We start from the raw sequence: 18,811 nt of genomic DNA on the forward strand, positions 1-18,811 counted from the left end.
GCGCGGGTGAACCGCTCCGCCGTTCGGCAGCGCACCCGCGACCGTCGCGCCCCACCGTCCGAAGGAACCCGCGTAACCCGGTGGGAACGCCGAAGCCCCGGTCCGTGCGGACCGGGGCTTCGCGGGAAGCGGGATCAGCTCGCGGCGGGCGCGGAGCTGGTGCTGGAGCTCGTCGAGGAACCGGACGAGCCGGCCGACGAGGAGCTCGACGGAGCGGTGGAGGTCGAGGTCGACGAGGAGCTCACCGAGCTGCTGGAGCTGGAGCGGCTGTCGGTGCGGTAGAAGCCGGAGCCCTTGAAGACCACGCCCACGGCCGAGAAGACCTTGCGGAGCTTCCCCTGGCAGTCGGGGCACGTGGTCAGCGCGTCGTCGCTGAACTTCTGCACCGCCTCGAGGCCGTTGCCGCACTCGGTGCACTGGTACTGGTACGTGGGCACTTTCCGCTTCCTCCTGCACTCCCCCTGGCACTCTCACGCTATGAGTGCTAACGACGGTCCATGATGCGGCATTCCGCTGGTGGAGTCCAGCGGCTCAGCCGTGGCGGGCGGCTCCGGCGAGCGGTTCGCGGACGTCGGCGCCTCCCCGAGCCACGGTACGGGTCGCCGGGGCCGGAGCGAGCAGCAGGCGGCGCATCGTGACGAGCGCCACCAGGCCGAGGCCGGAGCCGAGCAGTGCGACGGTGAAGCCGAGCGAGGGGCCGGAGCGGTCGATCAGCTGCCCGGCGGCGGTGGAGCCGAGGGCCAGGCCGAGGCCGATCGCGCCGGTGAGCCAGGTGAACGCCTCGGTCTTGGCGCCGTTGTCGACCAGGGACTCCACCAGGGTGTAGCCGGTGATCAGGGTGGGCGCGATGGCCAGGCCGCAGAACAGGCCGGCCACGGCCAGCGCGACCAGGTTGGGCATCGCCCACAGGGTGGAGCAGCCGAGCACCAGCAGGGTGTAGCAGGCGACCATCCGCTGCCGGGCGGAGGAGCGCCACCGGATCAGGCCGTACAGCACGCCGGCGGCCATCGAGCCGGCCGCGAACAGGCCGTAGACCAGGCCGCTGAGCCCGCCGGCGCCGGCGTCCTCGGCGAACGCGGTGATGGAGACCTGGAGGGTGCCGAAGACGGTGCCGAGGCCGAGGAAGGCGCCGGCCAGCAGGCGGACGCCGGGGGAGGCCAGGGCGGAGGCGCGGCGCTCGCCGGGGGCGGCGGGGCCGGTGGGCGCGGGGGCGGTGTCGCGGCGGGCGGCGAAGGCGAGGCCGCCGAGCAGGGTCAGGGTGGCCTCGGCGGTGAGGCCGGCGGACGGGTTCACCAGGGTGGCGATGCCGGTGGCCAGCATCGGGCCGACCACGAAGGTGAACTCGTCGGTGACGGACTCGAAGGCGAAGGCGGTGTTCATCAGGGTCGGGCGCTCGCCGAGGCGGTGCACCCAGCGGGCCCGGACCATCGCGCCGACCTGCGGCACGGCGGCGCCGGCCGGGGCGGCGGCCAGGTACAGCGTCCAGTCGGGGGCGTCGCCGCGGGCCAGCAGGATCAGCGCGGCGACCGCGCAGGCGTGCACGATCACGGCGGGGACCAGCACCGCGGCCTGGCCGTGGCGGTCGGCGAGCCGGCCGGTCTGCGGCCCGATCAGGGCCTGCGCGACGGCGGCGACCGCGGCGACCGAGCCGGCCAGGCCGTAGGAGCCGGTGGTGTCGTGGACCAGCAGCACGATGCCCAGGCTGAGCATGGCGTACGGCAGTCGGGCCACCAGGGCGGGGAACAGGAAGGTCCAGGCGCCGGGGGTGCGCAGCAGCGCCCCGTAGCCGGTGGGGGAGGTGGTGTCGTCGACCGGTCGGCGGGCCGCCACGGTCGGTCCTCTCTGCTGCCTGGTAGCGCGGGACCGCGGTCGCGGATGGGACCGGTCCGGCGCCGAGAGTCGTCCTCTCGCGCGTCGACCGGGGTTGTTACCTGGGCCCCCGGGCGGTTGCGCCGCGGGGCCCGGCCGCCGAGCGGTCGCGCCGACTCTGCATCAGGCAGATACGGAAAAATCTGATGTTCTGCCTTCAGCTTAGCCGCTCAGCGCGTCTTCTTCCTGGAAATGGAAGGCGAACGCTCGTCGGTGTGCAGCCAGCCGGCGAGTTTGCCGCCCTGGTCGACGGCGCGCAGCCGGCGCTCGGCGGCCTCGGAGACCTCGTCGGTGGTGACCACCAGCAGCTCGTCGCCCTCGCGCAGCACCGTGATCCGGTCGGGCACGAAGCTGGAGCCCTCGCGGACCACCAGGGTGACGGCCGCGCCCTTGGGCAGGCGCAGTTCGGACACCTCGACGCCGGACATCCGGGAGCCGGGGGCGAGCTGCACGGACAGCAGGTGGCCGTGCAGCTTCTCCAGCGGGGCGGACTCGATGCCGAGGTCGGTGCCGAGGTCGCCCTCGCCGATCCGCAGCCACCTGGCGACCATCGGCAGGGTGGGGCCCTGGAGCAGGGTGAAGACGACCACCAGGATGAACACCACGTTGAACAGCTGCTGGGCGTCGGTCGCGCCGGACACCAGCGGGATGGTGGCGAGCACGATCGGCACCGCGCCGCGCAGCCCGGCCCAGGACAGCAGGGCCTGCTCGCGCCAGGGGACCCGGAACGCGGTCAGCGAGACCAGCACGGAGGCCGGCCGGGCCAGGAACACCAGCACCGCGCCGGCCACCAGGCCGGGCACCACGGCCGCACCCATGCTCGCGGGGGTGACCAGCAGGCCGAGCACCACGAACATGCCGATCTGGCCGATCCAGGCCAGGCCGTCGGCGAAGCCGCGCACCGCGGGGCCGTGCGGCAGCTTGGAGTTCCCGAGGATCACCGAGGCGATGTACGCGGCCAGGAAGCCGGAGGCGTGCAGCAGCGCGCCGCCCGCGTAGGCGAGCACGATCAGCGCCAGCACGGCGATCGGGTACAGGCCGGAGGAGGGCAGGGCGACCCGGCGCACCGCGTAGGCGCCGAGCCGGCCGACCGTCCAGCCGACGGCCGCGCCGATGGCCAGCTCGACCACGATGGTGCCGACCAGCACGTACCAGGGGTCGAGTTCGCCGGCGGTGGCGAAGGCGACCACCAGGATCACCACGGGCGCGTCGTTGAAGCCGGACTCGGCCTCCAGCAGGCCGGTGAGGCGCTTGGGCAGCGGGACCATCCGCAGCACCGAGAAGACCGCGGCGGCGTCGGTGGAGGAGACGATCGCGCCGAGCAGCAGCGCGGTGCGCCACTCCAGGCCGACCAGCCAGTGCGCGCCGGCGGCGGTGACGAACACCGAGACGGCGACGCCGACGGTGGCGAGCACCGCGGCGGCCGGGACCACCGGCCTGATCGCCTGCCAGCTGGTCTTGAGTCCGCCCTCGGCGAGGATGACCACCAGAGCCGCGTAGCCCAGGACCTGGGTGAGTTCGGCGTTGTTGAAGCTTATGCCGATGCCGTTCTGGCCGAGGGCGACGCCGATGCCGAGGTAGATCAGCAGCGAGGGCAGCCCCGACCGGGTGGAGATCCGCACCGCCACGACGGCGAACAGCAGGATCACGGCGGACTCGAGGAGCAGGGTGTTCAGGTGGTCAACGGTCACGCAGGGGCACCTCGGGCAGGGGAAGGGGCTGCTGACGGATCGTTACTCAGTCTAACATTTTACTTGATCTTTACGCTAGTCCCGTCTTTCACCTGCGGCGGGTAGGGTCCCACCGGCACCGTCGACCCACCGCCGGTGTCCCCCGTGCACGGCTGCCCGGGCCGTCGCCCTAATGTGGTGACCTGTCACGGCCGCACCCTCAAACAAGGACTCGGATGCCCCGCTCGAAGAAGTTCCGGCGCGCACGTCTGATCGTGATCCTGCTGGCCGTGCTGCTGGTCGCGGGTCTGGTAGGCGGCGGCTGGTGGGCAGTGGACACCGTCCGCTCCTCCTTCCCGCAGGTCAGCGGGACCGTCAAGGTTCCCGGGATGTCCGCGCCGGTGGACGTGGTGCGTGACGACAAGGGCATCCCGCAGCTGTACGCCGACACCGACGCCGACCTGTTCCGCGCCCAGGGCTACGTGCAGGCCCAGGACCGGTTCTGGGAGATGGACGTCCGACGGCACATCACCTCCGGCCGGCTGGCCGAGATGTTCGGCTCCAGCGCCGTCGAGAACGACACCTTCCTGCGCACCATGGGCTGGCGCCAGGTCGCCCAGAAGGAGTGGGACACCGTCCTGTCCGAGGACACCAAGCGCAACCTGACCGCCTACACCGAGGGAGTCAACGCCTGGCTCGGCGAGCACCCCGGCGGGGCCGGCGCCTCGCTCGAGTACGCGCTGCTCGGGGCGGTCAACTCCGGCTACACGCCCGAGAAGTGGGACCCGGTCGACTCGGTGGCCTGGCTGAAGGCGATGGCCTGGAGCCTGTCCGGGAACATGCAGGAGGAGATCGACCGCTCGCTGCTCACCCAGGACTTCAGCACCGAGCAGATCGCCCAGCTCTACCCCGAGTACCCGTACGACCGCAACGGCACCATCGTGAAGACCGGCAAGCTCGCCGCCGACGGAACCTACACGCCCGGCGCGGGCGCCACGGTGCCCGCGGTGCCCGGCGGGACCGCCCCGTCGAGCAGCGCGCAGGCCCGGGCGGCGACCCAGGAGCTGATCGGCGACCTGTCCGGCAAGGTGTCCGCGCTGCCCTCGCTGCTCGGCCCGCAGGGGCAGGGCATCGGCTCCAACTCCTGGGTGGTGTCCGGGGCCAACACCACCACCGGCAGCCCGCTGCTGGCCAACGACCCGCACCTCGGCCCCGGCATGCCGTCGATCTGGTACCAGATGGGCCTGCACTGCCGCACCGCCTCCCCGACCTGCGGCTACGACGTGGCCGGCTACACCTTCGCGGGCATGCCCGGCGTGGTCATCGGCCACAACAAGGACATCGCCTGGGGCTTCACCAACCTCGGCGCCGACGTCACCGACCTGTACCTGGAGAAGGTCACCGGCCCCGACACCTACCTGCTCGACGGCAAGGACGTGAAGTTCACCGTCCGCAAGGAGACCATCAAGGTCGCCGGCGGCGAGGACCGCACCATCACCGTCCGCACCACCCAGGACGGCATGCCGCTGATCTCCGACCAGTCCTCCGAGCAGCAGAAGGTCGGCGAGAACGCGCCCGCCGGCAACGCCGCCCCCGACCGGGCGGCCGGCTACGGCGTCGCGCTGCGCTGGACCGCGCTGGTGCCCGGCAGCACCATGGACGCCGTCTTCCGGCTCGACAAGGCCGCCGACTTCGCCGGGTTCCGGGCCGCCGCCCAGGCGTTCGCGGTGCCCGCGCAGAACCTGATCTACGCCGACACCAAGGGCAACATCGGCTACCAGGCCCCCGGCCTGATCCCGGTCCGCGGCAAGGGCGACGGCCGCTACCCGGCCCCCGGCTGGGACTCCGGCTACGCCTGGAACGCCGGCTACCTGCCGTTCAAGTCGCTGCCCTACTCCTACAACCCGCCCGAGGGCTACATCGTGACGGCCAACCAGGCCGTCGTCGACCAGACCTACAAGCCGCTGCTCACCACCGACTGGGAGTACGGCACCCGGGCCAAGGAGATCAACGACCAGATCCAGGCCAAGCTGAAGAACGGCGGCAAGATCTCGCTGGACGACATGCAGTCCATCCAGCTCGACAACACCAGCGTGCTCGCCAAGGAGCTCGTCCCGCTGCTGCTCAAGGTCAGGATCGACGACCCGTACGTGCGCGAGGCCCAGGACCTGCTCAAGGACTGGAACTACCACCAGGACGCCGACTCGGCCGCCGCCGCCTACTACAACGGCGTGTGGCGGGCGCTGCTCACGCTCTCCTTCGGCCAGAAGTTCCCCGCCGACCTGCGGGTCGAGGGCGACTGCCTGCTGGTCCGTCAGAAGCGCGACAACACGCTGCCCGACGACGCGCTCGGCGGCGCCGCGCAGGCCGTCACCGAGTGCGGCACCCGCAAGGCCTCGCAGGCCCAGCCGGACGGCGGCGACCGCTGGATGGAGGTGGTCCGCCGGCAGCTGGCCGACCCGAAGTCGCCGTGGTGGGACTACATCGACTCCGACCACCAGCAGCAGCACGGCCTCGACAACCTGCTCGCCGAGGCGCTCAAGGACGCCCGCCAGGACCTCACCTCGCGGCTCAGCAAGGACATCTCCACCTGGAGCTGGGGCCGCCTGCACCAGCTCACCCTGCAGGAGCCCACGCTCGGCAGCGACGACTCCTCGATCGCCTCCGACGTGGTCCACAAGCTGCTCAACCGCGGCCCGTACAAGCTCTCCGGCGGCAGCGCCGCGGTCGACGCCACCGGCTGGAACGCCGCGGCCGGCTACGACGTCGACTGGATCCCCTCCATGCGGATGGTGGTCGACCTGAGCAACTTCGACACCTCCCGCTGGATCAACGTCGGCGGCGCCTCCGGGCACGCCTTCCACGCCAACTACAACGACCAGACCGAACTCTGGGCCAAGGGCGAGCTGCTCGCCTGGGCCTACACCAAGGACGCGGTCAAGGCGGCCGGCAAGAACACGCTGACGCTGACCGCGGGCTGACCGGGCACGGAACCAGGACCGAGAGGCGGACCCCCGGACCGGGGGTCCGCCTCCGGCGTTTCCGGGACCGGGACGGCCGGCCGGGGCGGGCGGGCGGTCAGGAGGGGGCGGGGAAGCGCGTGACGCCCGCGGGGGTGACCACCGCGTGCACCGGGAGGTCGTGCGGCTCGGCCGGGACGCTCGGGCGGAGCTCGTGCGGGTAGAGCAGGGTGACCAGCAGCGGCGTCGCGCCCGCGGCGCGCAGGCGGGCCAGGACGCGGTCGTAGGAGCCGCCGCCGCGGCCGAGCCGCACACCGCGGGAGTCGACCGCCAGGCCGGGCAGCAGGACCAGGTCGGCGGCCTCGATCGCGTCCGGGCCGAGCCGGGCGGCCAGCGGTTCGAGCAGGCCGCGGGCGGCCGGGGCGAGGCGGTCCGCGCCCTCGTAGGGGGCCCAGTCCAGGTCGTTGTCGGGGAGCAGGACCGGGAGCAGGACGCGGACGCCGGCGGCGGCCAGCGCGGTCAGCAGCGGGCGGGTGCCGGGCTCGGCCCCGACCGAGACGTACGCGGCGACGGTCGCGCCGGCCGGGACCAGCCGGGCGGCGTGTCCGGCCAGCGCCTCGGCCGCCGCGGCGCGCTCCGCACCGCTGAGCGCCCGCCGTTCGGCGAGCAGCCGTGACCTGAGTGCCGCCTTGTCGTTGGACAAATGATCCGCAGTCACCGTCCACATCCCTTCAGCTCTGTCCGGTGCAGTGACACGAGCCTGACACGTCGAGGCCGCCGCATGTCCACCCCGCTCCTGCTCCAGGCCCTCGCCGCGCTCGGCGCCGCCGCGCCGGCCGCCGCGGGCGCCGCCGTGCTGCGCCGCCGCCGGGGCCGGGCCGAGCAGGGCGCCAGGGAAGCGGAACTTCTGACGAAGATCACGGAACTGACGGCGGAACGCGACGAGCTGCGCCGCACCGCCTCGTGCGATCCGCTCACCGGGGTGTGGAACTACCGTCACCTGCAGCTCACCCTGGACCGGGAGATCGAGCGGGCCCGGCGGGCCGAGGCGACCGCCGTCGACCCGCGTCCGCTCGCCGTCCTGATGGTGGAGCTCGCGGGCTTCGACGCCCTGGTCGCCGAGCACGGCCGGGCCCGCGCCCACACCATGCTCCGGGACCTCGCGCAGCGCCTGGCGGTGGAGATCCGCAGCTGCGACACCCTGGGGCGGTACGGCGGCGAGGAGTTCCTGGTGCTGCTGCCGGACACCGGCGCGGAGGGCGCCGCGCAGGTCGCCGAGCGGCTCTGCTGGTCGGTGCGCCGCCACCGGTTGACGGACCGTCACCCGGGCGAGGCCGCCGCCCCCGACGCCCGCAGCGGGCTGACCGCCGCGATCGGCCTGGCCGTGCTGCCCCGGGACGGCGCGCACGCGGCCGTGCTGCTGCGGGCCGCGGACCGGGCACTGGCCGCCGCGCGCTCGGCCGGCGGGGACTGCTGGCGGGCCGCGGACCCGCTGCCGCCCGCGCTGAGCGCCCCGAACACTTCGCCGACGCCCGGTAGGGTGTCTCCCGGCCACGGCGAGGCCCCCCTCACCTCGCGCGCGACCACCGTCGGCCCCGGTCCGAGCGGTGACAGGCCTTAACAACCGATTCACTCTGCTCTCAGTCGGGTCGAATCCCGCCTCAGTAAGGTCGACGCATGACGAAGACGCACTCCCGCCCGCCGGTCACCAAGGCAGTCGTCCCGGCCGCCGGTCTCGGCACCAGGTTCCTTCCCGCCACCAAGGCCACGCCGAAGGAGATGCTCCCGGTCGTCGACAAGCCGGCCATCCAGTACGTCGTCGAGGAGGCCGCCGCCGCGGGCCTGTCCGACATACTGATGGTGACCGGCCGCAACAAGCGGGCGCTGGAGGACCACTTCGACCGGGCCTACGAGTTGGAGGAGCTGCTCAGCCGCAAGGGCGACCACGACCGGCTGCGCCGGGTGCAGGAGTCCGTGCAGCTCGCCAGCATGCACTACGTGCGGCAGGGCGACCCCAAGGGCCTGGGCCACGCCGTCTCGGTCGCCGAACAGCACGTCGCGGGGCAGCCGTTCGCCGTCCTGCTCGGCGACGACCTGATCGACCCGCGCGACCCGCTGCTGGCCCGGATGATCGAGGTGCAGCAGGAACTCGGCGGCTCCGTCGTCGCGTTGATGGAGGTCGACCCCTCCCAGATCCACCTGTACGGCTGCGCCGCCGTCAAGGCGAACGGCTTCGGCGAGGACGTCTTCCAGGTCACCGACCTGGTCGAGAAGCCGGACACCGCCGACGCGCCGTCCAACTACGCGGTCATCGGCCGCTACGTGCTCGACCCGGCCGTCTTCGACGTGCTGCGCGAGACCCCGCCCGGCCGCGGCGGCGAGATCCAGCTGACCGACGCGCTGCGCGAGCTCGCCACCCGCGACGAGAGCGGCGGCGGCCCGGTGCACGGCGTGCTGTTCAAGGGCCGCCGCTACGACACCGGCGACCGCGCCGACTACCTGCGCACGATCGTCCGGCTGGCCTGCGAGCGCGACGACCTCGGCCCCGAATTCCGCGCCTGGCTGCGGCAGTTCGTCGCCGCCGAGATGCAGGGCTGACTCCTACGACGTGCGTGAAGGCGAGCGTGAGGCGATGACCGGGAAGCCCGACCCCTGCTGCGAGGGAGCCGGCGCCCCGGCCTCGCCGCGCCTGTGGAGCGTCGACGAGCACCTCGCCGACGTGCTGGCCGCGGTCGCCCCGCTGCCGCCGATCGAGCTGCAGTTGATGGACGCCCAGGGCTGCCGGCTGGCCGAGGACGCGCGCGCCGAGGACGACCTGCCGCCCTTCGACAACAGCTCGATGGACGGCTACGCGGTCCGCACCGCCGACACCGTGCGGGCCACCGAGGAGTACCCGTCCGTGCTCGCCGTGGTCGGCGACATCGCCGCCGGGGCCGCCGAACTGCCCCGGGTCGGCCCCGGACAGGCCGCCCGGATCATGACCGGCGCGCCCGTTCCGCCCGGCGCGGAGGCCGTCGCCCCGGTCGAGTGGACGGACGGCGGCACCGGCACCGGCCGGGCCGCCGACGCGATGGGCGCGCCCGCCGCCGAGGGCTCGGCCGCGGAGGTGCAGGTGCTGCGCCCGGTCGCCGAGGGCGCCCACATCCGCCGCCGGGGCAGCGACGTCACCGCCGGCGACACCGTGCTGGAGGCCGGCACCGTGCTCGGCCCGACCCAGCTCGGCCTGCTGGCGGCGATCGGGCGGGGCGCCGTCAAGGTCCGCCCCCGGCCCCGGGTGGTGGTGCTCTCCACCGGCAGCGAACTCGTCCAGCCCGGCGAGCCGGCCGGCCCCGGACGGATCCACGACTCCAACTCCTTCACCCTGACCGCCGCCGCGATCGCGGCCGGTGCGGTCGCCTACCGGGTCGGCGGCGTCCCCGACGAGGCCGCCACGCTGCGCGCCGTGCTGGAGGACCAGCTCGGCCGGGCCGACCTGATCGTCACCAGCGGCGGCGTCTCGGTCGGCGCCTACGACGTGGTGAAGGAGGTCTTCGCGGACTACGGCGGCGTGGACTTCCGGCGCCTGCGGATGCAGCCCGGCAAGCCGCAGGGCTTCGGCCGGATCGGCGGCGGCGCGGGCGTGCCGCTGCTGGCGCTGCCCGGCAACCCCGTCAGCGCGTACATCTCCTTCGAGCTGTTCGTCCGCCCGGTCATCCGCACCATGCTGGGCGCGCCGGACGTGCACCGCCCCGTGGTCAACGCGGTGACCACCGCCGCGCTGCGCTCCCCGGCCGGGCGGCGGCAGTTCCTGCGCGGCCGGTACGACCCCGTGGACGGCGTGGTGAGCCCGGTCGGCGGCGAGGGATCGCACCTGGTGGGGGCGCTCGCCAAGGCCGACTGCCTGATCACCGTGCCCGAGGACGTCACCGCGCTGCCGGCCGGCAGCGCCGTCGATGTGGTCCTTCTCACGGACTGACCGGGGCGGGGTTGTACGGTAGCGCGAGATTCGCACCGTGCCACTGGAGCCACTCGTGACCGACACACCCCCCGGCGACCGCCTCACCCACGTCGACCACACCGGCGCGGCCCGGATGGTCGACGTCTCCGAGAAGGCCGCGACCACCCGGGTCGCGGTGGCGGCCGGCCGCGTCCGGGTCGCCCCCCGGGTGGTGGAACTGCTGCGCGGCGAGGGCGTGCCGAAGGGCGACGCGCTCGCGGTCGCCCGGATCGCCGGGATCATGGGCGCCAAGAGGACGCCCGAGCTGATCCCGCTCTGCCACCCCATCGCGCTCACCGGCACCACCCTCGACCTGACGGTCACCGACACCGCCGTCGAGATCACCGCCACGGTCCGCACCGCCGACCGCACCGGCGTGGAGATGGAGGCGCTGACCGCCGTCGCCACCGCCGCGCTCACCGTCATCGACATGGTCAAGGCGGTCGACAAGGCCGCCTCGATCGAGGACGTCCGGGTGCTCAGCAAGACCGGCGGCAAGAGCGGCGACTGGCATCGCGGGGAGGAGCAGTGAGGGCCCTCGCCGTCACCGTCTCCAACCGCGCCTCGGCGGGCGTGTACCAGGACAAGGGCGGGCCGCTGCTGGTCGCCGGACTGCGGGAGATGGGCTTCGAGGTCGACGGGCCCCGGGTGGTGCCCGACGGCGAGCCCGTCGAGGCGGTGCTCCGGGAGGCCGTCGCCGCCGGGTACGACGTGGTGCTCACCACCGGCGGCACCGGCATCTCCCCGCAGGACCTCACCCCCGAGATGACCGCCCGGGTGATCGACCGTCAGGTTCCCGGCATCCCGGAGGCGATCCGCGCGCACGGCCGGGACCAGGTGCCCACCGCGGCGCTCTCCCGCGGCCTGGCCGGGCTGGCCGGACGCACCCTGGTGGTCAACCTGCCCGGTTCCACCGGCGGGGTCCGGGACGGCCTCGCGGTGCTCGCCCCGCTGCTGCCGCACGCCGTCGACCAACTGGCCGGCGGCGACCACCCCCGCCCCGCCGGGGGTGCCCACTGAACGCGGGCTGGCCGGTCGAACTGGCCGAGGGCGACGTCGTGCTGCGGCCGATCCGCCGCCGCGACCAGGCCGAGTGGCAGGAGGTCAGCCGCCGCAACCGCGACTGGCTGCGCCGCTGGGAGGCCACCGTCCCGCCCGCGCCGCCCGGCCGCGCCCCGCTGCCCCGGCCCAGCTACCGGCAGATGGTGCGCTACCTGCGCGCCGAGGCCTCGGCCGGCCGGATGCTGCCCTTCGTGGTGCTCCACCAGGGCCGCCTGGTCGGCCAGCTGACGGTGGGCGGGATCACCTGGGGTTCGATGTGCTCCGCCAACGTCGGCTACTGGGTGGACGAGGCGGTGGCCGGGCGCGGCATCATGCCGACCGCCGTGGCGCTGGCCGTCGACCACTGCTTCCGCGACCTCGGACTGCACCGGGTCGAGGTGTGCATCCGCCCCGAGAACCGGCCCAGCCGCCGGGTGGTGGAGAAACTCGGCTTCCGCGAGGAGGGAATGCGCCCCCGCTATCTGCACATCGACGGGGACTGGCGCGACCACCTGGTGTACGCGCTCACCGCCGACGAGGCCGCCGACGGGTTGCTGCGGCGCTGGCACTCCCTCAGGAACCGCCCCCCGCGCGATAATTGAATATCTGTTCGATAATAGATATCGATATGGCATCGACGGGGGGATCGGGCCGGGGCGAGCCGTCACAAATACCGGCAAAATAGTCTGAGAATCAGCTTGATCGCACGACACGCCGTGCCAAATTGCTGCAGCGCCTCACCGCGCGCCCGTACCGTGTGAAACGTGAGCAGTAGCGGCCTTATCTACGCGGTCATCGTAGGGGCCTGGGCTGCCTATCTGGTGCCGATGTGGCTCCGCAGGCAGGACGAGCTCAACGAGTCGCGTCCGACGGAACGCTTCAGTACCGCGATCCGCCTGCTGGCCGGTCGATCGGCCATGGAGCGGCGCGCGGCCCGAGCCCTCGGCGACCAGATCGCCGACCAGCAGCACCCCGCCGGGGAGGCCCCGGACGGGGTCGTCGCCGACCCCGCCGACCGTCCCACCCGGCCCGCCGGGTGGGACGGCGCCGAGCCCGAGTCCGAGCCCGAACCCGCGTCCCCGCCCGCGGCGGAGCAGGCGCCGGAGCCCGAACCCGAGCCCGCCGAGACCCGCGAGCAGCGTGCCCGGGACGAGCGCGCCAGGGAGGAGCGGGCCCGCGACGAGCGCCGCTCCGCCGAGCGGCGGGCCAGACTGCTGGCCCGGCGGCGGCGCATGGTCACCCTGCTGTTCCTCGCCTTCGCGCTCGGCGCCGTGGTGGCCGCCGTCGCGGGCTTCGCCTTCCTCTGGGTGCCCGCCGTCCCCGGCGTGCTGCTCACCCTGTACATCGGCCACCTGCGCCGGCTCGAACGGCAGCGCTACGAGGTCAAGTTCGACCGGGGCAGGGCCGCCCAGGCCGCCGAGCGGCTGCGCGAACGCGAGCGCACCCGGGCCGCCGAACCGGCGCAGGCCGGGCCGGCCTCCGCCGCCGCGGATCCGGGCGACCCGCACACCACCCGGGCCACCGTCCTCGCCGAGGCCACCGAGCACGAGGAGTGGGCCGACGGCGTCCGCGAACGCGCCGCCGCCGGACCGGACTCCTGGCAGCCCGTCCCCGTCCCGCTCCCCACCTACGTCACCGCGCCGGTCGCCCCCCGCACCAGCCGCGGGCTCGACCTCTCCGCCCCGGGCACCTGGGACTCCGGCCGCCCCGCCACCCCGCTCTTCGACCAGTACGGCGACCACCCCGGCCAGCAGCCGCCCGCCGCCGACTGGTCCACCCGCCCCCGGGCCGCCAACGAGTGACCGCCCCGCCCCGAACGCCCCGCAGCCCTGCGCGCCGGGGCGTTCGGCGTCTCCCGGACCCGCATCGTCCATGGTCATGAGTACCCCGACAGAGGTGATAGAGTTTCTTCTCGTTGGGGCTGTGGCGCAGTCCGGTAGCGCACCTCGTTCGCATCGAGGGGGTCAGGGGTTCGAATCCCCTCAGCTCCACCAACCGAGATCCCGTCCGATCCATGTGATCGGGCGGGATCTCTGTGTTGTGCGGGCCTGTTCGGGGCGCGAGCGAAGCGTTCGTCAGCCCACGGGTGAGGTCGTGGGCGGTGAGCGGCACCGTGTTGAGGTCGTCGTGGTGCGCAACTCCCGGCAGGTCGCGCGGAGTTCACGGAACCGGGCCGGGGCATGGCCGCCGATGCGGCGGGCGGACGCCCGCTTTGCCCGGATTCGCGAGGTGCCGGGCTGACAAGTCCGTGCCATGGCAAGGACTTGCCCTCGTCGGGCATTCACGGCGGCGTGACCGGCCGATAGACCCATGGCATGTTCTCGCCTTCACACTCTTCCGCCTTCCGTCGCAGGCGCTGGCGGCTGATCTCGGCCGCCACCGCGGTGCCGCTACTGGCATCGGGACTCGCCGTTCTGCAAACGCCCGCACAAGCCGCTCCGGGCAGGCCCACCGTTCCCTCCAAGGCTTCGGGGACCCACCGGGTCACCCTGGTCACCGGCGATGTCGTCACGGTCACCACGATGGCCGACGGCAAGCAGACCGCCGACGTCGACCGGCCGGACAGCGCCGTCGGCGGGGTGAAGATCCAGGAGGTCAACGGTGACCTGTTCGTCGTCCCGGACGAGGCGGCGCCGCTGCTGGGCGCCGGCAAGCTGGACCGGCGGCTGTTCAACGTCAGCGACCTGATCGAGATGGGTTACGACGACGCGAAGTCGGCCACGGTGCCGCTGATCGCGACGTACGCCCCGTCGAAGTCCCGGTCGGCCGTCGAGCCCGCGGCGCCGCGGGGCAGCAAGCTGACCCGCGACCTCAAGAGCATCCGCGGCGCCGCGCTCAGCACCGAGAAGCGGGAGGCCCGCACCTTCTGGAACACCGTCGCGCCGCGGGGCAGCGCGACGTTGGGCGCGGACGTGGCGAAGCTGTGGCTCGACGGGCGGGTGAAGGCCAGTCTGAAGGAGAGCGTGCCGCTGATCGGCGCGCCCGAGGCCTGGGCGGCCGGGTACACCGGCAAGGGCGTCAAGGTCGCGCTGCTCGACACCGGCGTCGACGTCAACCACCCCGACTTCGCCGGTCGGATCGACGGCACGGTCAGCTTCGTGCCGGGAGAGGCCTTCTCCGACCTCAACGGGCACGGCACGCACGTGGCGAGCACGATCGTCGGCTCGGGTGCGGCCTCCGGCGGTGACTACAAGGGCGTCGCCCCCGACGCCGACCTGATCGTCGGCAAGGTGCTCGGCGGCGCGGAGGGCTACGGCCAGGACTCCTGGGTCATGGCCGGCATGCAGTGGGCCGCCGAGTCCGGTGCGGACGTGGTCAACATGAGCCTCGGCGACACCTACCCGACGGACGGCAGCGACCCGCTGTCGCAGACGGTCGACGCGCTGTCCGCGCAGTACGGCACGCTGTTCGTCATCGCCGCCGGGAACGCCGGTCCGGAGAGCATCTCCTCCCCGGGGGCGGCCGCCTCGGCGCTGACCGTGGCCGCCACCGACAAGCAGGACCGGCTCGCGTCCTTCTCCAGTACCGGCCCGCTGGCCTACTCCGGCGGCATGAAGCCGGACATCGCGGCGCCCGGCGTGGACATCACCGCGGCCCGCTCCCAGCAGATGACCGACGGCGGCGAGGGTCTCTACCGCACCATCAGCGGCACCTCGATGGCCACCCCGCACGTGGCCGGCGCGGCGGCCGTCCTGGCCCAGCAGCACCCGGAGTGGACGGGCGCGCAGCTCAAGGAACACCTGATGAGCACCGCGAAGGGTCTCGACGGCGGGTACTCGCCGTACGAGGTCGGAACCGGCCGTGTCGACGTGGCCGCCGCCGTGCGCAGCACGGTCCGCGGCACCGGATCGCTCTTCTTCGGCAACTACACCTGGCCGCACGAGCCGAGCGACGTCGCCGTCACGAAGGACCTGACCCTCACCAACTCCGGTTCCGACGACGTCACGCTGGACCTGACCCTGACCAACGACGACGGCACGTTCGCGCTGGGCGCCGCCTCCGTGACCGTCCCGGCGGGCGGCACCGCCGCCGTTCCGGTGACGGGTGACTCGCGAAACGTTTCACCGGGCCGGCACGTCGGCTACGTCATAGCCACCGACGCGGCCACGGGGAAGCCGATGACCCGCACCTCCGTGGCGCTCGTCAAGGAGGAGGAGCGCTACGACCTGACCATCAAGCTGGTGGGCCGGGACGGCAAGCCGGCCGCCGGGCAGGTCGCGATCAACCTGGCCGGCGACCTCTGGCCGTGGTCCGTCCACGTCGACGGCTCGACCACCATGCGCATGGCGCCGGGCCTGTACACCGTCGCGGCGTACCTCGACGTGACCGGCGAGCAGGCGGACCGCTCGGGCCTGGCCGTGCTGGTCGATCCGGAGACCGTGGTCAAGGACGGCTCCGCGGACGTGGTGCTCGACGCGAGCAAGGCGCGCCTGCTGCAGACCGAGGCGCCGCAGCGCACCGCGGACCGCCAGCGCAAGGTCGACTTCAACGTCCACTACAAGGGCCTCGACCCGTTCATGGACTACCGCAGCGCATACGTGCTGCCGGCCTCCTACGACGACGTCTACGTCGCGCCGACGGAGCCGATGACGCAGGGCGAGTTCATGCTGGTCACCCGCTGGCGCAAGGGTGAGCCGCCGCTCAGTCTGAGCACGCCGGGCGACCGCCTCCGCTTCGAGACGCTGGTGCAGGCGGGCAGCGGCCTGGGCACCGGCACGGACACGCTGAACGCCGTCTACGCGGGCAGCGGCGCGGCTGCGGAGTACGCGAAGGTCAAGGCCAAGGGCAGGCTCGTCGTCGTCGAGCGCAGCGACGAGGTCTCGCCGCAGGAGCGCGCCGAGGCCGCGGCCGCGGCCGGCGCGAAGGCGCTGATCGTGGTCAACGACGGGGTGGGCGCCCTGATGGAGTACGTCGGCGAGTCGACCGTCCCGGTCGCCTCCGTGCACCGCGACGCGGGCAAGAGCCTCATCGCCCTGGCCAGGGCCGGCCACCTCATGCTCACCGTGAAGCAGACCGAGTACACACCCTTCGTCTACGACCTGACCCGGGACTACCCCGGCCTGATGCCGGACCGGCCCCTGCTCTACAAGCCGACCGACGGTGACCTCGCCCGGATCGACGCCCGCTACTACTCGGCCACCGACGGCGGGGTGGCGGAAGGCTACCGGTCCGACTTCACCCTCAGCCCGTCGTTCAACTTCCCGGATCGCGAGTGGCATCCGGGCACCCGCACCGAATGGGTGACCCCGGGCCAGGTCTGGAGGGAGTTCCACGCGCAGGGCGTCGACGGGAACTCGCCGTGGGTGATGGTGTCGGGCGACAACACCTATGCCAAGGGCAGCGCCACCCGCCTGGACTGGTTCGCCCCGGCGATCCGGCCCGGCCAGGGCGAGTCCTTCGGCGTGTACAACTCCCGCTGGCAGAACTACATGACCTGGAACGTGCAGGCGTGGGCCTCCGCCAGCGACAACATGCGGCTGGGCGGCTTCCTGCAATGGGGTGAGACACCGACCCACCTTCAGGTCTTCCAGGGCGACACGCTGATCCACGACAACCCGAACAGCACGGACATGCAGTGGATCGAGGTGCCGGCGGGCAACCTGCCCTACCGAGCCGTCCTCGACGCGGAACGGCCCGGTGAGGTCTACCGCTTGTCGACGCGCACCCACACCGAGTGGACCTTCATGTCCGACACCGTCGACTCGGACGACTTCCGGCCGTTCTCGGTCCTGAACCTGAACTACAAGCTGGAGTCGGACCTGCACGGCGACGTCAAGGCGAACGCGACTCAGCAGATCGCGCTCAAGCCGGTCTCCATGGACCTCGGCACCGTGCCGGGCACCGTCACCGCGGTGAAGCTGGACGTCTCGTACGACGACGGCGCCACCTGGCAGAAAGTGGCCCTGACCAAGGGCGCCGACGGCTACTGGCAGGGTTCGTTCAGGACGGCAAAGAAGCCCGGCGGCTTCCTCTCCGTCCGTGCGAACGCCGAGACGGACAGCGGCTTCGGCGTGAAGAACGAGATCATCCGGGCGTACGGCCTGCGATGAACCGCACTGTCGGGCCCCGGGGAGGCGACTCCCCGGGGCCCTTCCCGCCGCACCTGCTCCCAGCAGGGACTGTTCAGGGTCTGCCGCCATGGCACATACTCTCCCCGCTGCGGCAAGCGGAAGAGAGTCGGTCGCCGATGCTGGATGTTCTGGGCCTCGAAGCCGATGACGAGCGCGTCTACCGGGCGCTCCTCGGCCGGCCGAACTCCACCGCGGTGTCGCTGTCGGATCTGCTCGTTCTCGCACCGGCCCGCGTGGACCGGGCACTGTCCCGCCTGGTGGGGTGGGGACTGGTGACCAGGTCGACGGACCAGCGGTTCACCGCCGCGCCGCCGGCGATGGCGCTCGGCGCCCTCATCGGCCAGCGCCGAGACGGACTGCGCATGGCCGAGCACGCACTGGCGGCCTTCGCCGAGGAACACCGGGCGGCGATGACCGGGAGCAGCATCAGCGATCTGATCGAGGTGGTCACCGGCGTCGACGCCATCCGCCATCGCTTCCTCCAGGTGCAGCAGGCAGCCCGCACGGAGGTCCGCACGTTCATCACCGCACCGTTCGTCGCCCTGCCGCCCGAGGAGAACACGGCCGAGCCCATCGCCATCGGGCGCGGCGTGCAGTTCCGGGCGGTACTGGACCGGGCCGTGCTGGCGGAGCCCGGCATCATCGACGACGCGATCGATTCACTGCGCAACGGCGTGCAGTTGCGCGTCGCCGACCGGCTGCCGATGAAGCTCGTACTGGCCGACGCCGACCTCGGCCTGGTCCCGCTCGCGGTCACACCGGACGGAGAGCCCGGCGCCGTGCTGTTGCACCGCAGCGGCCTGCTGGACGCGATGGACGCGCTGTTCGAGACGGTGTGGCAGACCGCCCACCCGCTGGAGCTGTCGGCCACCGGCGGCGAAGCCGAGACCACCGTCGAGCTCGGCGCGGACGGCCCGACCGACCTCGACCGGAAGATCCTCGCGCTCCTGCTGGCCGGCCTGACCGACCCGACGGCCGCGACACAGCTCGGTCTCTCACCGCGCACGCTGCACCGACGCCTGCGCCACCTCATGGACACGGCCGGAGTGCGGACCCGGATGCAGCTCGGTGGTTACGCCGTCCGACACGGCTGGGTGAAGCCGCACTGAAGGCCCGACGACGGCCCGGACCAGCTGACCGGCACCGCGTCGACCGTCGGCCCCACTCCCCGGTTCCGTCGGCACGGCGGTGCTCGGAACCCTCCCCTCGCCCGCCTCCGCTGCC

Annotated in this window: 14 protein-coding genes and 1 tRNA gene; 11 read left to right on the top strand and 4 right to left on the bottom strand. The window is 72.9% G+C overall.

Annotated elements, in window-relative coordinates; all coding sequences use genetic code 11:
* Nucleotides 1-134: 134 nt before the first annotated feature.
* From BX266_RS20510 to BX266_RS20520, 3 genes are all read right to left on the bottom strand, one after another.
* Nucleotides 135-437 carry an FmdB family zinc ribbon protein gene (locus tag BX266_RS20510; RefSeq protein WP_099901877.1) on the bottom strand — a complete coding sequence of 101 codons (303 nt, stop codon included), beginning with the start codon at nt 435-437 and terminating at the stop codon, nt 135-137.
* Between the two features lie 94 nt (nt 438-531).
* Nucleotides 532-1,830, bottom strand: a complete 1,299-nt coding sequence (locus tag BX266_RS20515; protein WP_099901878.1) for an MFS transporter — start codon at nt 1,828-1,830, stop codon at nt 532-534.
* Nucleotides 1,831-2,039: 209 nt separating this feature from the next.
* Nucleotides 2,040-3,560 carry a potassium/proton antiporter gene (locus tag BX266_RS20520; protein WP_099901880.1) on the bottom strand — a complete coding sequence of 507 codons (1,521 nt, stop codon included), beginning with the start codon at nt 3,558-3,560 and terminating at the stop codon, nt 2,040-2,042.
* A gap of 215 nt (nt 3,561-3,775) precedes the next feature.
* Between BX266_RS20520 and BX266_RS20525 the strand changes: the two genes are divergently transcribed.
* Nucleotides 3,776-6,520: a penicillin acylase family protein gene (locus tag BX266_RS20525; protein ID WP_099901882.1), complete on the top strand. Its 2,745-nt coding sequence runs from the start codon at nt 3,776-3,778 to the stop codon at nt 6,518-6,520.
* Nucleotides 6,521-6,617: 97 nt separating this feature from the next.
* On the opposite strand, the gene BX266_RS20530 is transcribed toward BX266_RS20525, so the two are convergent.
* Nucleotides 6,618-7,226: a 5-formyltetrahydrofolate cyclo-ligase gene (locus BX266_RS20530; protein WP_099908105.1), complete on the bottom strand. Its 609-nt coding sequence runs from the start codon at nt 7,224-7,226 to the stop codon at nt 6,618-6,620.
* Nucleotides 7,227-7,280: 54 nt separating this feature from the next.
* Here BX266_RS20530 and BX266_RS20535 point away from each other — a divergent pair, with 54 nt between their 5' ends.
* The 10 genes from BX266_RS20535 to BX266_RS20580 all read left to right on the top strand — a co-directional run bounded on the left by BX266_RS20535 (nt 7,281) and on the right by BX266_RS20580 (nt 18,696).
* Nucleotides 7,281-8,120: a GGDEF domain-containing protein gene (locus tag BX266_RS20535; protein WP_180290552.1), complete on the top strand. Its 840-nt coding sequence runs from the start codon at nt 7,281-7,283 to the stop codon at nt 8,118-8,120.
* Nucleotides 8,121-8,176: 56 nt separating this feature from the next.
* Nucleotides 8,177-9,097, top strand: coding sequence for a UTP--glucose-1-phosphate uridylyltransferase GalU (galU, locus tag BX266_RS20540; RefSeq protein ID WP_099901886.1), 921 nt, complete (start codon nt 8,177-8,179; stop codon nt 9,095-9,097).
* A gap of 34 nt (nt 9,098-9,131) precedes the next feature.
* Nucleotides 9,132-10,454, top strand: coding sequence for a gephyrin-like molybdotransferase Glp (gene glp / locus BX266_RS20545; protein ID WP_099901888.1), 1,323 nt, complete (start codon nt 9,132-9,134; stop codon nt 10,452-10,454).
* Nucleotides 10,455-10,569: 115 nt separating this feature from the next.
* The gene (gene moaC / locus BX266_RS20550) at nt 10,570-11,007 is read left to right on the top strand and encodes a cyclic pyranopterin monophosphate synthase MoaC (protein WP_259465129.1); all 438 of its coding nucleotides are present in this window, start codon (nt 10,570-10,572) and stop codon (nt 11,005-11,007) included.
* Nucleotides 11,004-11,495, top strand: a complete 492-nt coding sequence (locus tag BX266_RS20555) for a molybdenum cofactor biosynthesis protein B (RefSeq protein WP_099901892.1) — start codon at nt 11,004-11,006, stop codon at nt 11,493-11,495. The genes moaC and BX266_RS20555 overlap by 4 nt, the downstream gene beginning before the upstream one ends.
* The gene (locus tag BX266_RS20560; RefSeq protein ID WP_099901893.1) at nt 11,492-12,118 is read left to right on the top strand and encodes a GNAT family N-acetyltransferase; all 627 of its coding nucleotides are present in this window, start codon (nt 11,492-11,494) and stop codon (nt 12,116-12,118) included. Before BX266_RS20555 ends, BX266_RS20560 begins: the two co-directional genes overlap by 4 nt.
* A gap of 162 nt (nt 12,119-12,280) precedes the next feature.
* Nucleotides 12,281-13,318 (top strand): gephyrin-like molybdotransferase receptor GlpR, encoded by a 1,038-nt coding sequence (gene glpR / locus BX266_RS20565; protein WP_099901895.1) that lies wholly within the window; start codon nt 12,281-12,283, stop codon nt 13,316-13,318.
* Between the two features lie 115 nt (nt 13,319-13,433).
* Nucleotides 13,434-13,510 (top strand) — tRNA-Ala (locus tag BX266_RS20570).
* Nucleotides 13,511-14,038: 528 nt separating this feature from the next.
* Nucleotides 14,039-17,566 carry a S8 family serine peptidase gene (locus BX266_RS20575; protein WP_259464778.1) on the top strand — a complete coding sequence of 1,176 codons (3,528 nt, stop codon included), beginning with the start codon at nt 14,039-14,041 and terminating at the stop codon, nt 17,564-17,566.
* Nucleotides 17,567-17,703: 137 nt separating this feature from the next.
* On the top strand, nt 17,704-18,696 hold the full coding sequence (locus BX266_RS20580) for a helix-turn-helix domain-containing protein (protein WP_099901899.1): 993 nt from the start codon (nt 17,704-17,706) through the stop codon (nt 18,694-18,696).
* Nucleotides 18,697-18,811: the final 115 nt, after the last annotated feature.

The sequence above is a fragment of the Streptomyces sp. TLI_171 genome, assembly GCF_003610255.1.
Lineage (GTDB): Bacteria > Actinomycetota > Actinomycetes > Streptomycetales > Streptomycetaceae > Kitasatospora.

Coding starts and splice junctions, on each gene's coding strand:
- BX266_RS20525 (WP_099901882.1), top strand. CDS start 3,776: ATGCCCCGCTCGAAGAAGTTCCGGCGCGCACGTCTGATCGTGATCCTG.
- BX266_RS20530 (WP_099908105.1), bottom strand. CDS start 7,226: ATGTGGACGGTGACTGCGGATCATTTGTCCAACGACAAGGCGGCACTC.
- BX266_RS20535 (WP_180290552.1), top strand. CDS start 7,281: ATGTCCACCCCGCTCCTGCTCCAGGCCCTCGCCGCGCTCGGCGCCGCC.
- galU (WP_099901886.1), top strand. CDS start 8,177: ATGACGAAGACGCACTCCCGCCCGCCGGTCACCAAGGCAGTCGTCCCG.
- glp (WP_099901888.1), top strand. CDS start 9,132: ATGACCGGGAAGCCCGACCCCTGCTGCGAGGGAGCCGGCGCCCCGGCC.
- moaC (WP_259465129.1), top strand. CDS start 10,570: ATGGTCGACGTCTCCGAGAAGGCCGCGACCACCCGGGTCGCGGTGGCG.
- BX266_RS20575 (WP_259464778.1), top strand. CDS start 14,039: ATGGCCGACGGCAAGCAGACCGCCGACGTCGACCGGCCGGACAGCGCC.
- BX266_RS20580 (WP_099901899.1), top strand. CDS start 17,704: ATGCTGGATGTTCTGGGCCTCGAAGCCGATGACGAGCGCGTCTACCGG.